Source organism: Actinoplanes sp. HUAS TT8, from assembly GCF_051380535.1.
In the GTDB taxonomy this organism is placed as follows: domain Bacteria; phylum Actinomycetota; class Actinomycetes; order Mycobacteriales; family Micromonosporaceae; genus Actinoplanes.
In genome coordinates this window covers 2498778-2512165 of record NZ_CP195646.1, presented here as the reverse complement: position 1 = coordinate 2512165, position 13388 = coordinate 2498778, and the positions used below count along the sequence as shown (strand labels likewise).

The 13388-nt window shown below is 72.0% G+C and carries 15 protein-coding genes; 6 read left to right on the top strand and 9 right to left on the bottom strand.

Translation table 11 applies throughout. The features are described from left to right. Positions 1 to 15 precede the first annotated feature (15 nt). On the top strand, positions 16 to 927 hold the full coding sequence (locus ACSHV8_RS11030) for a hypothetical protein (protein WP_436531985.1): 912 nt from the start codon (positions 16 to 18) through the stop codon (positions 925 to 927). Here the strand turns inward: ACSHV8_RS11030 and ACSHV8_RS11025 are convergent. The 6 genes from ACSHV8_RS11025 to ACSHV8_RS11000 are packed head-to-tail and all read right to left on the bottom strand — an operon-like array spanning position 896 to position 6129. Continuing rightward, complete coding sequence (locus tag ACSHV8_RS11025) at positions 896 to 1531, bottom strand: GNAT family N-acetyltransferase (protein WP_436531984.1); 636 nt, start codon at positions 1529 to 1531, stop codon at positions 896 to 898. The two genes, ACSHV8_RS11030 and ACSHV8_RS11025, sit on opposite strands and share 32 nt — an antisense overlap. After that, complete coding sequence (locus tag ACSHV8_RS11020; RefSeq protein WP_436531982.1) at positions 1528 to 2505, bottom strand: amidohydrolase; 978 nt, start codon at positions 2503 to 2505, stop codon at positions 1528 to 1530. Before ACSHV8_RS11020 ends, ACSHV8_RS11025 begins: the two co-directional genes overlap by 4 nt. Then, the gene (locus ACSHV8_RS11015) at positions 2486 to 3625 is read right to left on the bottom strand and encodes an amidohydrolase (RefSeq protein WP_436531981.1); all 1140 of its coding nucleotides are present in this window, start codon (positions 3623 to 3625) and stop codon (positions 2486 to 2488) included. Before ACSHV8_RS11015 ends, ACSHV8_RS11020 begins: the two co-directional genes overlap by 20 nt. After that, on the bottom strand, positions 3622 to 4005 hold the full coding sequence (locus ACSHV8_RS11010; RefSeq protein WP_436531979.1) for an acyl-CoA thioesterase: 384 nt from the start codon (positions 4003 to 4005) through the stop codon (positions 3622 to 3624). Before ACSHV8_RS11010 ends, ACSHV8_RS11015 begins: the two co-directional genes overlap by 4 nt. Further along, a complete protein-coding gene (locus tag ACSHV8_RS11005; protein ID WP_436531977.1) occupies positions 4002 to 5399 on the bottom strand; it encodes an AMP-binding protein in 1398 nt (465 codons plus the stop codon). The genes ACSHV8_RS11010 and ACSHV8_RS11005 overlap by 4 nt, the downstream gene beginning before the upstream one ends. Next, positions 5392 to 6129: an enoyl-CoA hydratase/isomerase family protein gene (locus ACSHV8_RS11000; RefSeq protein WP_436531975.1), complete on the bottom strand. Its 738-nt coding sequence runs from the start codon at positions 6127 to 6129 to the stop codon at positions 5392 to 5394. Before ACSHV8_RS11000 ends, ACSHV8_RS11005 begins: the two co-directional genes overlap by 8 nt. A 68-nt stretch (positions 6130 to 6197) precedes the next feature. Between ACSHV8_RS11000 and ACSHV8_RS10995 the strand changes: the two genes are divergently transcribed. Next, complete coding sequence (locus ACSHV8_RS10995; RefSeq protein WP_436531973.1) at positions 6198 to 6845, top strand: TetR/AcrR family transcriptional regulator; 648 nt, start codon at positions 6198 to 6200, stop codon at positions 6843 to 6845. A gap of 103 nt (positions 6846 to 6948) precedes the next feature. Here ACSHV8_RS10995 and ACSHV8_RS10990 read toward each other — a convergent pair whose 3' ends face one another. Then, positions 6949 to 7350 carry a winged helix-turn-helix transcriptional regulator gene (locus tag ACSHV8_RS10990; protein ID WP_436531971.1) on the bottom strand — a complete coding sequence of 134 codons (402 nt, stop codon included), beginning with the start codon at positions 7348 to 7350 and terminating at the stop codon, positions 6949 to 6951. A 129-nt stretch (positions 7351 to 7479) separates the two neighbouring features. Here ACSHV8_RS10990 and ACSHV8_RS10985 point away from each other — a divergent pair, with 129 nt between their 5' ends. Next, positions 7480 to 8334 (top strand): NmrA family NAD(P)-binding protein, encoded by an 855-nt coding sequence (locus ACSHV8_RS10985; protein WP_436531970.1) that lies wholly within the window; start codon positions 7480 to 7482, stop codon positions 8332 to 8334. 604 nt (positions 8335 to 8938) lie between these two features. Then, a complete protein-coding gene (locus ACSHV8_RS10980) occupies positions 8939 to 9370 on the top strand; it encodes a response regulator (protein ID WP_436531968.1) in 432 nt (143 codons plus the stop codon). 24 nt (positions 9371 to 9394) lie between these two features. Here the strand turns inward: ACSHV8_RS10980 and ACSHV8_RS10975 are convergent, their stop codons facing one another. Further along, positions 9395 to 9646: a hypothetical protein gene (locus ACSHV8_RS10975; RefSeq protein WP_436531966.1), complete on the bottom strand. Its 252-nt coding sequence runs from the start codon at positions 9644 to 9646 to the stop codon at positions 9395 to 9397. A gap of 60 nt (positions 9647 to 9706) precedes the next feature. Between ACSHV8_RS10975 and ACSHV8_RS10970 the strand changes: the two genes are divergently transcribed. Together ACSHV8_RS10970 and ACSHV8_RS10965 are read left to right on the top strand one after the other, a co-directional pair. Further along, on the top strand, positions 9707 to 10231 hold the full coding sequence (locus ACSHV8_RS10970) for an RNA polymerase sigma factor (RefSeq protein ID WP_436531965.1): 525 nt from the start codon (positions 9707 to 9709) through the stop codon (positions 10229 to 10231). Then, positions 10228 to 10668, top strand: coding sequence for a hypothetical protein (locus ACSHV8_RS10965; protein WP_436531963.1), 441 nt, complete (start codon positions 10228 to 10230; stop codon positions 10666 to 10668). Before ACSHV8_RS10970 ends, ACSHV8_RS10965 begins: the two co-directional genes overlap by 4 nt. On the opposite strand, the gene ACSHV8_RS10960 is transcribed toward ACSHV8_RS10965, so the two are convergent. Continuing rightward, on the bottom strand, positions 10655 to 13378 hold the full coding sequence (locus ACSHV8_RS10960) for a helix-turn-helix transcriptional regulator (RefSeq protein WP_436531961.1): 2724 nt from the start codon (positions 13376 to 13378) through the stop codon (positions 10655 to 10657). The two genes, ACSHV8_RS10965 and ACSHV8_RS10960, sit on opposite strands and share 14 nt — an antisense overlap. Positions 13379 to 13388: the final 10 nt, after the last annotated feature.

Below are 13388 nucleotides of genomic sequence, written 5' to 3'. Positions count from 1 at the left end.
AATGCGGACGGATGGGTGATCACCGGCGACGGCAACTTCGTCCTCAACATCGACGGCCGCGCGCAGGGGGCGGAGATCTGCGTTGCGTGTGAGGGCTCCGGCGGCATGGCCGGCGTCGGTGTCTGCTCGGGATGTGGCCGCCCCGCCTGCGCGAACCATCTGGTGATATCCACCGAGATCTGGGCGCCGGGCGGGACGACCCGGCATGTGAACACGTGGTATCCGTTCGACCGTTCGCAGATGCTGAGCGCCGCCCAGTTCGAACCGCTTGCGGCCGGTGCGGACCTGGAGGCCTACATCGCCGGGTGGTCCTCCGGGCGGAATCTGTGCGTTCTCTGCCGACGGGCCGCCGGGCGTGCCGCCACCCAGCAGGCACAGGCCGCGGAGATCGACGAGGCGAAACGGCGGGCGGCGCGGAGCAGCGAGTTCCCGTCGTGCACCGACCCCTCGCGGATGCTGGAGTTGGTCGCCGCCGGGGTCGACGGAACCGTTCCGCAGTTACTGCGGGCCTGGCGATTGATCGTCGAACATGCGGGTCCGCCGACGCACGACATCGTCGACCTCGCCGCGGCCGGGTGGCGGGGCCGCGGCGAGCCGCGCGAGATGGCCCGAAGCGCGGCCTGGATCGTCCCCCAAGGCGTTTTCCAGAAGGATTACAGCGGCGCGGGGTACACCTACGAAGGCATGGTCAACGCATTTCTCGGGGCTGATGGCCGGGTATGGGCCGTGGCCGGACTGCCGTCCAGCTTCATGATCGACGCGGGGGTGCAACAGTTCCAGGTGCCGCACGGCACGACACCTGCGTTCCGAAAGTTCAACAAGTATGAACCTAACGTGATCCCGATGACCAACGGCAAACGTCTCTACCAGGCCAAGGACGCCATCGGTCAGACCCTCACAGTGCTGGCCCGCCGACTGAGGAGTTGACCATGCCCGGCGGAAGGTCCGGATCCAGTTCGCTGTTCTGCAGGGTTCGGCGGACGACCGGGTCGTGTTCGTCGAGGCCGTAGCGGTACTTGTAGACGGCCAGCACCAGATCCCGGACCGGGTCAGGCTGGGTGTCGGCCACGAACAGGCGCAGGCCGTGCTGGTCGCCGCCCGGCTGCTCCGGGGCGAAGTCCCGGACCGGCAGCAGACGGGCGCCCAGGCGCTGGTAGAAGACGATGCGGCGTTTGCGCTGCAGGTGCTCGTCGTGGGTGATGTCCGGTTCGGCGGGGTCCTCGACGTCGAGCAGGACCTTGCTGAAACCGGCGGCGGCCCAGCGGGCGCAGGCCAGGCGCCACAGGGCGGATCCGGTGCCGCGGCCGCGGTCGGCGACCGCGAAGTAGCGCAGGAACACCCAGCCGGTGGGGCCGAGCGGACGGGACACGGCGAGGCCGGCCGGGCGACCGTTGACGGTGAGGACGACGGTGTCGTCGTCGAGCAGGCTGGGGAACGGGGCGCGCAGCCCGTCCGGGAACGCCTCGGTGTAGATCTCCTCGGCGGCGGCGAGCGCGGTCTCGTCCAGCTCGTGGGCGTCGATCAGTCTCATCGCCATTGACCGCCGATCATCGTACGCAGAACCTCGATCTTTCCGATGTGGTCCGGGGCGACCTTGGTGGGGTCGTCGGCGAGAACCACCAGGTCGGCGAGTTTGCCGACGGCCAGGGAGCCGGTGCGGTTCTCCTGGTGGGAGGCGTAGGCGGACCCGAGCGTGTACGCGTGCAACGCCTGCCGGGCGGTGATCTCCTCCCCGGGGCCGAACGGCTGGCCGCTGGCCGTGGTGCGGGTGACCATGGCCTGGATGCCGAGCAGCGGCGCCCCCTCGGTCACCGGGCGGTCGGAGCTGCCGGGCAGCACCATTCCGGCGTCGAGCAACGACCGCAACCGGTACGCGCCGGCCACGCGATCGGCCCCGAGCGCACGACGCATGCCGTCGCCGATCTCGGGCACGAACCGGGCCTGCGGCACGCCGATCACCCCGAGCTCGACGGCGCGTTTCACCTGGTCGGGCCGGGTGACGCCGAAGTGCTCGATCCGGTGCCGGGCGTCCGGTCGGGGGTAGCGGCGTTGCGCTTCGGCGTACGCGTCGAGGGTCAGATCGACCGCCGCGTCCCCGATCGCGTGCGCCGCGACCCGCCAGCCGCCGCGATGCGCCGCGATGATCGTCTCGGTGAGGGCGGCCGGGTCGCCCTGCAGCGCGCCGGTCTCGCCGGGCATGTCGGCATACTCGTGGCACATGGCCGCGGTGTGCCCGATCAGCGAGCCGTCGGTGAACACCTTGACCGGGCCGAGCCGCAGCCAGTCGTCGCCGAATCCGGTGCGGAGGCCCAGGTCGAGCCCGAGCGGCAGGTCGTCGTCGGGGTGCGCGGCCAGCGGATGCAGCACGTCGGCGGCGACCATGTGCTGCATCCGCTGGCCGCGCACCCCGACGACGACCTGCCGCTCGGGCTCGACCTGGGCCTCCGCACCGGATTCGGCGACGACTGGCTGCGGCTCGGCCCGGTCAAGGTCGTCGTCGGGCACACGCGGCCATGTGCGGATGCTCGGCGAGACCATGATCGGGCGCACACCGCGGTCGCGCCGTTCGCGTCCAGGTCAGGTCGACCGCCGCGTCGCCCGATCGCGTGCGCCACCACGACGCCAGCCGCCGCGATGCGCCGCGATGATCGTCTCGGGCAACGGCGGCCGGGTCGCCCTGCAGCGCGCCGGTCTCGCCGGGCATGTCGGCATACTCGTGGCACATGGCCGCGGTGTGCCCGATCAGCGAGCCGTCGGTGAACACCTTGACCGGGCCGAGCCGCAGCCAGTCGTCGCCGAATCCGGTGCGGAGGCCCAGGTCGAGCCCGAGCGGCAGGTCGTCGTCGGGGTGCGCGGCCAGCGGATGCAGCACGTCGGCGGCGACCATGAGTTCGGTGCGCACGTGGAGAAGGCCGCGGTCGCGGGCGTTCTGGTAGGCGGCCAGCTCGACCGGGCTCTTCCCGATCCAGCCGCCACCGATGCCGGCCTCGACGACGCTGGTGACACCCTCGCGCAGGTACCGCCGGCCGGCCCGGTCGATGGCATCGGTCAACTGCTTCAAGGGGTACGGCATGACCAGGTCCCCGACCAGGTTCTGCGCGCGTTCCTGCAGCAGCCCGGTGGGTCGCCCGCCGGCGTCGGTGACGACCCGGCCGCCGTCGACCTCGGTCGCGCGCTCGGCCAGCCCGAGCCGCTGCAGCACGGGCGAGCTGACCACGCACATGTGCCCGGAGACGTGCTTGAGCCACACCTCGCGGCCCGGGCAGAGCCGGTCCAGGTCGTCGCGGGTCGGATGCCGGCCGATCTTGTTCTCGTCGTAGCCGTTGCCGACCACCCACTGCCCGGCCGGCGTGGTCGCGGCCTGCCGGGACAGGGCGTCGAAGACCGCGTCGAGGGTGGGGACGCGCAGGTCGGCCTCGGAGAGGGTGAGCCCGAACCACGCCATGTGGTTGTGGGCGTCGTGGAAGCCCGGGACGACGGTGGCGCCGCCCAGGTCGACGACGGTGCGGGCCGGGACGTCGTCGAGGGCGACGATCCGGTCGCCGAGGATGGCCAGGGCGGACGCGTCCGGGCCGTCCACGGTGATCACGCGCGCGTTGGTGAGCAGCAGGTCGGCGGCGATCATGCGGCGATCCCGGCGAACGCCTGGCGGTACTCGTCGGTCCATCGCGCCGGGCGTCCGGTGGCCGGGTCGACCTTCACGACGACGCGGTAACCCTGGGCGCGGATCGGGTCGAGGCCGCACGTGAAACCGTACGTCGCACTGGTGTTCCCGATCTTGATGCCGGTCATCGTGACCGGCAGATCTCCGGGAACATCGACCGGGGCGAGGAACTCGACGTGCAGTTCACGCACCACGTAGTGCAGATCCGGGCCGGTCATTCCGAGCTTGTCGAAGTACGCGGTCTGGGCGCGCTCCACGTGCACGGCGAAACGCGTGTTGTGCAGGTGCCCGTTCGGGTCGAACTCGTCGAAGAAGACCGGGCTCTGGTAGGTGAAGGTCACGGCGCGCTCCGGTCGAGTAGTTGCTTGGCGACCCGTTCGGACGGGGTGCGGGGCAGGTCGTCGCGGAACTCCCAGTAGCGCGGGACCTTGAACGAGGCCAGGCGCTGCCCGCAGTACTCCGCCAGTTCCTCGGCGGTCGCGGTGCCGACCACGAACGCCTTGACCTCCTCGCCGCGCAGGTCGTCGGGCACACCGACGACGGCGGCGAGGGTGACCTGCGGGTGTTCCATCAACACCTGCTCGACCTCGGCGGCGGCCACGTTCTCCCCGCCACGGCGGATCATGTCCTTGATCCGGCCCAGGTGGTAGACGCGGCCCTGCTCGTCTAGGCGGGCCAGGTCGCCGGTGGGGAACCAGCCGTCGCGCCAGGGCGGCGGATAGCCGAGGTAGCCGTCGAACATGCCGGGCCCGCGCAGCAGCATCTCGCCGTTCTCGTCGATGCGGACCTCGCGGTGCGCGGCCGGGCGGCCCAGGCAGCCGGTGCCGACCAGCTCGTCGTGCTCGTCCGCGCCGACCCGGATGTCGGCGCCGGTCTCGGTCATGCCGAACGCCTCGAACCAGCCGACACCCCAGCGGGCCTCCAACTCGGCGTGCCGGTTGGGCGGGATCGCCGAGCACTGCACGGCCCGGACCCGGTGGTCGCGGTCGTGCGGGTCGACCGGCATGGCGAGCAGCAGATTCGGCATCGCGCCGAGACAGTAGAAGTAGGTGACCCGGTGCTCGCGGACCTTGGCCCAGAAGCTCGACGGGTGGAAGCCGTCCAGCACGACCAGCTCGGCGCCGGAGACCAGGGCGGCGACGACGTTCCACTGCGGGTCGACGTAGCTGAACGGCTGGGCGGTCAACATGATGTCGTCGGCGGTGAGCTTCGGGAACTCGTCGACCAGGCTGGTCGCCAGCCGCAGCCAGTAGTCGTGCGAGAGCAGGCAGCCCTTGGGCGAGCCGGTGGTGCCGGACGTGTACTGGATATTGACCGTCGCGCCCGGGTCGATCGGCGGCTGCTCGAAGCCGTCGAGCGGCTCCAGATCCTCGACCAGGATCGCCAGGTCGCCGAGCAGCGGCGCGAACTCGGCGGTGGTGACCGCGAGGGTCGCACCCGAGTCGCGCAGCAGATGCGCGGTGTCGGCCGCCCGGTAGCGCACGTTGACCGGGACCATCGCCGCGCCGAGCCGGGCCAGGGCCAGCCAGACCAGCGGGAACTCGGCCTGGTTGCGCAGCATCACCGCGACCCGGTCGCCGGCTTTCACCCCCCGCCGGCGCAGCGCCTCGGCAAATCCGGCCGTGAGCCGGTCGACGTCGGCGAACGTGAGGGCCACGCCCGGATCGAAACGCCAGGCCACCCGCTCCGGCCAGGTCGTCGCCGCCCGCCGGACGAGAGAGATCAGATCAGCCATGGGAGAACTCCTCACGTGGCTTGTCGTGCTCACCGGCCAGGCTCGTGATCAGCGCGTGCTCGACCTCGACGGCCAGCGCTGTTTCCAGAGTTCCGTCCAAACCCAGATCCAGTACGCGTTTGGCCAGCTGAAGGGCGCCCTGCGGGCGCTCGACGAGGCGGGCCGCGAGCTCGGCCGCGACCTGCTCGTGCGGGCCGACCCGGTGGATCATCCCGATCGCGAGAGCCTCCGGCGCGGTGATGCGATCACCGAGCAGCAGCAGCTCACGGGCCTTGGCCAGCCCGACCAGGTGAGGCAGCAGCTGGGAGATGCCGCCGGTGACGCTCAGGCCGACCCCGACCTCGGGGAAGCCGAACTGCGCCTGCTCGTCGGCGACCACGAAGTCGCAGGCCAGGGCGAACTCGCAGCCGGCGCCGAGCGCATAGCCGTGCACGGCGGCGACGACCACACCCGGGAACGTCCGGATCCGGCGGGTCACGTCCTGGATCCGCTCCAGCCGCTGCCGGGTCTCGGTCACCGTCTCGACCGGGGTCGGCTCCTTCAAGTCGTGCCCGGCGCAGAACGACCGGCCGCGCCCGGCCAGGATCACCACCCGGGCGGCATCCTGCTCGGCCCGGGCCAGACCGGCGAGAACGCCGTCGACCAGGGGCGGAGTGACGGCGTTGAGCCGTTCCGGCCGGTTCAGGAAGATCCGGGCGATGCCGTCGGCGTACTCGTAGTCGACCACCATGCGGGCCACCCTACAACTTCCCGATCGATCGGTCGATCGGGTCGCGGAAACTGTGTAGGCTGCCCGGCATGGAACCGGCGGGACGACGTTTGCGAGCAGCCGCCCTCACCCTGTTCGCGGAACGCGGCTTCCACGGCACCGGCATCCGCGACCTGGCCCAACGGGCCGGGCTCTCCACCGCGACGCTGTACCACTACATGGGTACGAAGGAAGACCTGCTCGCCGAGATCATGCGGGAGAGCATGAGCCTGCTCGTCCGGGCCGCCGCCCTGGTCGGCACCGACGGCACACCGGCCGACCGGATCGTCCGCCTGGTCCACGTCCACGTCCTCACCCACGCCGCCCGGCCGCTGCACACCCGCGTCGCCGACGACGAACTGCGCGCGCTGTCCGAGACGCCCCGGGCCGAGATCATCGCCCTGCGCGACGGGTACGAACAGGTGTGGCAGCAGGCCATCGACGCCGGGGTGAACGCCGGGGCATTCCAGGTGCGGGAACCCGGCATCGCCCGGATGGCCCTGCTGGAGATGTGCAGCGGCGTCGCCCGCTGGTACCAGCCGGACGGGCTGCTCACGCTCGACGACCTGGCCGCCCGGTATGCCGAGATGGCGTTGGGGGCGCTCGGCTTCACCGGCCCACCCCCGGACCTCGATCCGGCCACCACCCGCGAGTCCCACCGCCTGGTCGCCGAGCTCTGGCCGTCCCCACACCTCTGAGCGGCGAAGCCGGCCAGGTATTTCGGTCGCCGGCCTCGCTCACGGTGGACTTGAGAGAGCGGTCGCGACCGGTTTGAGTTGATCTATGCGATGGGTCCGCTCGCTAACGTTTGCCGGCGCGCTCGTCATACTCCTCGCGCGCGCCGAGGACTTCCTCGACGTGCTCCACCGACCAGTCGGTGAGCGCTTTCAGGGGACCGCGCAGCGTCTGGCCGAGCGGCGTCAGCTCGTACTCCACCCGGATCGGGGTCTCCGGGTACACCGTCCGCAGCAGCAGGCCGTCGCGTTCGAGCGTGCGCAGCGTCTGGGTGAGCATCTTCTCGCTGACCCCCGCGAGTTGCCGGCGCAGCTGTGTGAACCGGCACGCCCCGTGGCGGCCGAGTTCGCCCAGCACGAGGACCGCCCACTTGCTGCCGATCTGGTCGAGCAGATCACGCGACGGACAGCCACGGGTGTACGGATCCCATGACGATGTGGGCTCGTTCACTTCCGGGGCGGTCGTCATCGCGCCTACCTCGATCCTAACGTCGAGGTGATCACCTTACCCGCAAGTGCGCACTTACCAAAGGAGAGCGACCAGGTCATCGTGGTCCTCGTGCCGTGGGAGGTCCACGGCAGGATGGGAACGACCACCATGTCTATCGTTGTTACCGCAGCCTCCGGCCAGCTCGGCCGGCTCACCGTCGAAGCCCTTCTGAACCGCGGTGTTCCGGCTTCCGGGATCGTCGCGACCAGCCGGGACGTCTCCAGGATCAAAGACTTCGCCGACCGCGGCGTCACGGTTCGCCGGGCCGACTTCGCCGAGCCCGCCGGCCTGCCGGCAGCCTTCGAGGGCGCGGACAAACTCCTGCTGATCTCCACCACGACGCCGAGCGAACGCGTCGCCAACCACAGGCGTGCCATCGACGCCGCCGTCGCGGCGGGCGTCTCCCTGGTCGCGTACACGAGCATGCTGCGTGCGGACACGTCCACCACGAGCCTTGCCCCGACTCACAGCGCCACCGAGGAATACCTGCGCGAGCGACTGCCCAGCGTGATGCTGCGCAACGGCTGGTATCTGGAGAACTACACCGCCCAGCTTCCGCAGGTATTGCAGGGCGGAGCCGTCGTCGGGGCCGCCGGGCCGGGAAGGATCAGCGCCGCGACCCGCGCCGACTACGCCGACGCCGCCGCGGTCGTGCTGACGACCGAGGGTCACACCGGCAAGGTGTACGAACTGGGCGGCGACGAGTCGTTCACCCTGGCCGAGTTGGCCGCGGCGATCTCCGCCGCCGCCGGCCGACGTATCGAGTACACCCATCTCACGGCCGACGCGTTCACCCGGGTGCTGCTCGACGCGGGAGTGCCCGCCGAACTGGCGCATGTTCTCGCCGACGCCGACCTGGCCATGAGCCGCGACGAGATGTTCACCGATTCCGGCGACCTGCGGCGCCTGATCGGACGGCCGACCGCGACGCCGGCCGAGGCGATCGCCGCAGCGCTGCGCTGACCGGTCGACGCCGACATTGCCGGCGGCCACGAGCACCGGCAACCCGGTCGAGCAGCTTGAATTTGCCCGTCGTTGCGGCCGGAACATGGTTTGCCGCCCGGATCGACCGGGTGTCGGGCGCGACGACGGATCCCCCCGGCGGCCGGCGTCGGGGCGCGGCTCTGGCTGGTGCTGAGGGCTGTCTCCGGGGTCTGGGGACAGCCCTCAGCACCAGCCCGGCGGGCGGGGCGCGGCTGGAGCCGGAGTGGCCTCGGGGTCGCGTAAGGCGTCGCGCGCATCGACAGCGGCGGGGAACGGGCTGCGCTGTGGAGGGTGTGCTGTCGAGGTGGCTTTACGGGTGTGGGCGGGTTTGGGGTTGAGCTCAGCCACCCGCGGACGTCGCCCTGGAGGGGGTCGCGTTCTGGGCGCGCCAGCGCCCTGCGGCCCCCGGAAGGGTCCCCGCGGGAGCGACGGTCTGTACCCCGGCGGAGATAGGCAATGAAGAATTTGAATTTGATCTTGGGGTGGGAAAACGGAGTGAGCGCGTCGGTGCACCGGCGGCCGGCCCAGGGGCTATTGTCGAGCGCGACACGACCCGACCGGCGATGGAAATGCGGCGACCACTATGAGCGGCCGAGTGTTCGATGTGCTGGTCGTCGATGATGACGCGGCCGACACGCTGATGATCGAAGAGGCGTTGCAGGCCGTCGCGGCGCCGCCGGCCGTGCATGCCGTCACCGATGGTGGCGAGGCGATGGAGTATTTGCGGCGGGTCGGGCGGTATGCCGAGGCGCCGCGGCCGAATCTGATTCTGCTGGATCTCAACATGCCGCGGATGAACGGTCATGAGGTGCTGGCCGAATTGAAGGCCGACGACGATCTCAAGACCATTCCGGTTGTGGTGCTGACGACGTCCACGGCCGAGTTGGATGTGGTCGGCAGTTATGTTCGGCACGCCAATGCGTTCGTGACCAAGCCGATGGACTATGACGCGTTCGAGTCGGCCGTTCAGCAGATCGAGCGATTCTTCAGCAACGTGGCGGTCCTGCCCGGTTAGCGCGGGCCGGACCGCCACGCAAGCTCATCCGAGGGCGCGGAGCTGGGCCTCGACCCGGTCGCGGCGCTCCAGCAGGACGTCGATGACGGCCTCGTTCTCGGCGATGCCGGTCAGCTCGGTGGCCAGCTCCTCGTTCTCGATGATGCCTTCGGACTGGTCGCCGTCCTCGCCGCGGCGGGCCTGGGCGTCGCCGTCGAGGCGGCGCAGCTCGGCGATCTCGGCGTCGAGGTCGGCCAGCTTCTGCCGGAGGTTCTCGGGAGTGTTCTCATCGGTCATTCGATCATCCTAGTGAACCTGCCGGGGCCCCACTCCGACTGAACTGGGTGAGGAGGGCCGATGAGCGACGAGTTGCTGGTGATCCGCTGCCGGCTCGGTGAGCGGGAGGCGTTCGCCGAGCTGGTGCGGGCGTGGCATCCGGCGATCGAACGGTACGTCGGGCGGATGCTCGGCGGCCCCGACGACGACGTGGTGCAGGAGATCTGGCTGGCCGTGGTGCGCGGGCTGCCCCGGTTGCGGCAGCCCGAACGGTTCACGCCGTGGCTGTTCACGCTTGCGCGGCGGGCGGTCATGAACCGGCTGCGGGACCAGTACGCGCGCCCGGAACCGGAACCGATCGACGGGGACGGCGGGCCGGGGCCGGACGAGGCCGAGCAGGTCGTCAACCGGGAGACGATCGCCGGCGCCCTGGCCGCGCTGCCGGCCCGGGAACGGGAGGTGCTGGTGCTGTTCCATCTGGAGGATCTGCCGCTGGAGACGTGCGCGCAGATCTGCGCGGTGCCGGTGGGCACGGTCAAGTCGCGGCTGAACCGGGCGCGGATGTTGCTGCGCCGCGAACTCGTGCGGAAGGGGTTCGAGGGATGACGCCGGACGAGGTGCTGGCGCGGCTGGACGCGCCGTTGTCGCTGCGCAGGCGGGTCTTCTACCTGATCGTGGGGTTGGCCGGGCTGACCGGCAGCGCGCTGATCGGCCTGCTCTGGGCGACCGAGCCCGGCCTGCCGGCACGCACGAGTGCCGCGTTCGCGGTGCTGGTGGTGATCGGTCTGGGCTGGGCGGGGTTCGGCGGCTGGGCGGTGAGCCGGCGGGCGCCGCTGTTCGCCCGGGATCGGGTGATCGCCGCGTGGCTGGGCGCCGGCGCGTGGCTGGTCTTCGCGCTGGGCGCGGTGCTGATCGCCGTGACGCCGGTGCTGCTGGGTGTGGTGCTCGCGCTCGGTGCGGTGGCCGCGGTCAACCTGTGGGCGGCCCGGCGGGCCCGGGCCGTGCTGAGGCGGCGCCGGGACCAGCTGCTCATCGAGCGGTGAGGACCGCGGCCAGTTCGCGGCGTGAGGTGATGCCCAGCTTGTGGTAGGTCTTGCGCAGGTGCCACTCGACCGTGCGCGGGCTCAGGAACAGCGCGGACGCGATCTGCGGATTCGTACGGCCGGAGACGGCGAGCTGCGCGATCGCGGCTTCCTGCGGGGTGAGCCGCTCGCGGTCCCCGCGGGTGCGTTCGCGGACGTTCTCGCCGGTGGCGGCCAGTTCGCGGCGGGCCCGGCCGGCGTAGACGTGGGCACCCATGGCGGTGAACGCGTCGTAGGCGATCCGCAGCTCGGCGCGGGCCTCCCCTGGCCGGTTGCGCCGCCGCAGCCACTCGCCGAACAGCAGCCGGGCGCGATGGCCCTGAGTGGCGCTCTCCACGACACCCAGGCCGTTCACGGCCGCACGGTAGTTCTCCTCGGCCCGATCTTCCGGACCGGCGAGCGCGTCGGCCAACGCCTGCAGACCGCGCGCGGTCCGGGTGGGGGTGGCGGCGGTCCGCTCGGCCAGGCGTTCCCGGGCCTCGGCGGCAACGTCAGATTTTCCCGTACGGGCGGAAGCCTCGACCAATTCCCGCAACGCCCAGTGGTTGAGCGCCATGTCCGGGTACTCGGCGGTCCGCGACGCCGCCTCCAGCGCCGCCTCGTGATCGCCCAGTCCGTTGTGCAGCATCGCGGCGGCCAGGCCGGCGACCGCGCGCAGCCGCCCGTCCGCCCGGGCGTCGGCGTCGCGCAGCGTGGCCTCGATCAGCGCCGTCGCGGACTGCTCGGGTCCCTGATAGGCGGCCAGGACCAGGCGGGACAGCTGGTAGACGGACGCACCGGTGGCCCGGGTGACCGCGTCGATCTCCTCCACCAGGTCGGCCGCCTCGGCCAGGCGACCGGTGTCGATCAGGCTGTTGGCCCAGATGGCCAGTGCCGTCGGCAGCCGTGACAGGGCGCCGCTCTCCACCGCGGACGGGACGGCCCGTTCGCTCATCCGGTTGGCCAGGTCGAACCGGAACACCTCGTGCGCGACCGGTGCGGCCAGCCAGACCAGGTCGGCGTCGTCGTCGGTCATCGCGTCCAGGGCGCGGTGCAGCCGGGGCACCGCGGACGTGCGGCCGTCCAGAATCCACGCGGTCAGGCCGGCCAGCAGCAGGTCGGGCACGGTGTCCCCGGCCGGGGCGGCCCGGCGCGCGGCCTCGGCGGCGGTGCGCAGGACGTCGCCGCCGAACCGGCCGGCGTACATGGCGGCGCCGATCGCGGTCAGGTACGCGTCGCGGGCCGCGACCGGGTCGAGCGCCTCCAGCCGGGATGCGGCGGCCAGCAGCGGCGGCACTGCGGCCCGCCCGTGCTGCAGCATGAACGCGACCTGCGCCCGCAGCCGCTCGGCCCGCGCCTGCCGCAGCGCGTCCAGCGGGCCCAGCTGGGCGGCGCCGAGCAGCTCGGGCACCTGGACGAACTGGCCCGCCTCGGCGTGCGCGGCCGCGGCCTCGACCAGCAGTTCCCCGCGGCCGGCCGGGTCGGCGGTGAGCTGCGCGGCCCGTTCCAGGAACGCGGCCGCGGCCGACCAGCCGCCCCGGGCCAGCGCCCGGCCGGCCGAGTCGCGCAGCTCGGCGGCGACCTCGTCGTCCGGGCCGGACGCGGCGTGCGCGCGATGCCAGGCCCGCCGGTCCGGCTCCCGGACCGGGTCGGTGACCTCGGCCAGGGCGGCGTGCACGGCCCGCAGCCGGCCCGCGTCGGCCGACCGCCACGCGGCCGTGCGGACCAGCGGATGCGGGAACCGGACGCGCACCCCGAACTCGATCAGCCCGTCGGCCTCGGCCGGGGCGACCGCCTCGCCGCCGACGCCGAGCCGGTCAAGTGCGCGCCACAACAGCTGGGCGTCGCCGACCGGTTCGACCGCGGCGGCCAGCAGCACGGTGCGGCTCTCCGGGGGCAGCGCCGCGATCCGCCGGCGGAAACCGTCCTCCATCCGGCTCGACAGCGGGACCGCGCTCTGACCACCGAACCCGAACGCCAGCTCGGCCGCCGACAGGCCGCGGGTCAACTCGGTCAGGGCCAGCGGGTTTCCCTGCGTCTCGGCGACGATCCGATCCCGTACGTGGGCATCCACCGGCCCGGTCAGCACCGAGTCGAGCAGAGCGCGCGCCTCCGGATCCGGCAGCCCCGGCACCCACAACTCGGGCAGGCCGGCCAGCATCGGCTCGTCCCCGGCGTCGCGCGTCGCGAAGACCAGCGCCACCGACTCGGCGGCCAGGCGCCGCGCCACGAACGCCAGGATCCCGGCCGACATCGCGTCGACCCACTGCACGTCGTCCACCACGCCGACCAGCGGCTGCTCGGCGGCCGCCTCGGCGAACAGGCCGAGCACGCCGAGCCCGACCCGCAGCCGCTCCGGGACCGGCCCGCCGCTGAGCCCGAACGTGGTGCGCAACGCGTCCCGCTGCGGCGGCGGCAGCCGGTCCAGGTGGGTCAGCAGCGGCGCGCAGAGCTGCTGCAGCGCCGAGTAGGCGATCTCGGACTCGGACTCGACGCCGGCCACCCGCAGCACCCGGACCGATCCGGCCTGCGCGGCCAGGTGATCGAGCAGGGCGGTCTTGCCGCAGCCGGCCTCGCCGCGCAGCACCAGCGCCCGGCTGTGCCCGTCGCGGACGTCGCGCAGCAGGCCGTCCAGCCGGTCCCGTTCGAGCCGCCGACCGCGCAGCTCCGAACGCCTGATCCCGTTCGCCACGCTGGCACAC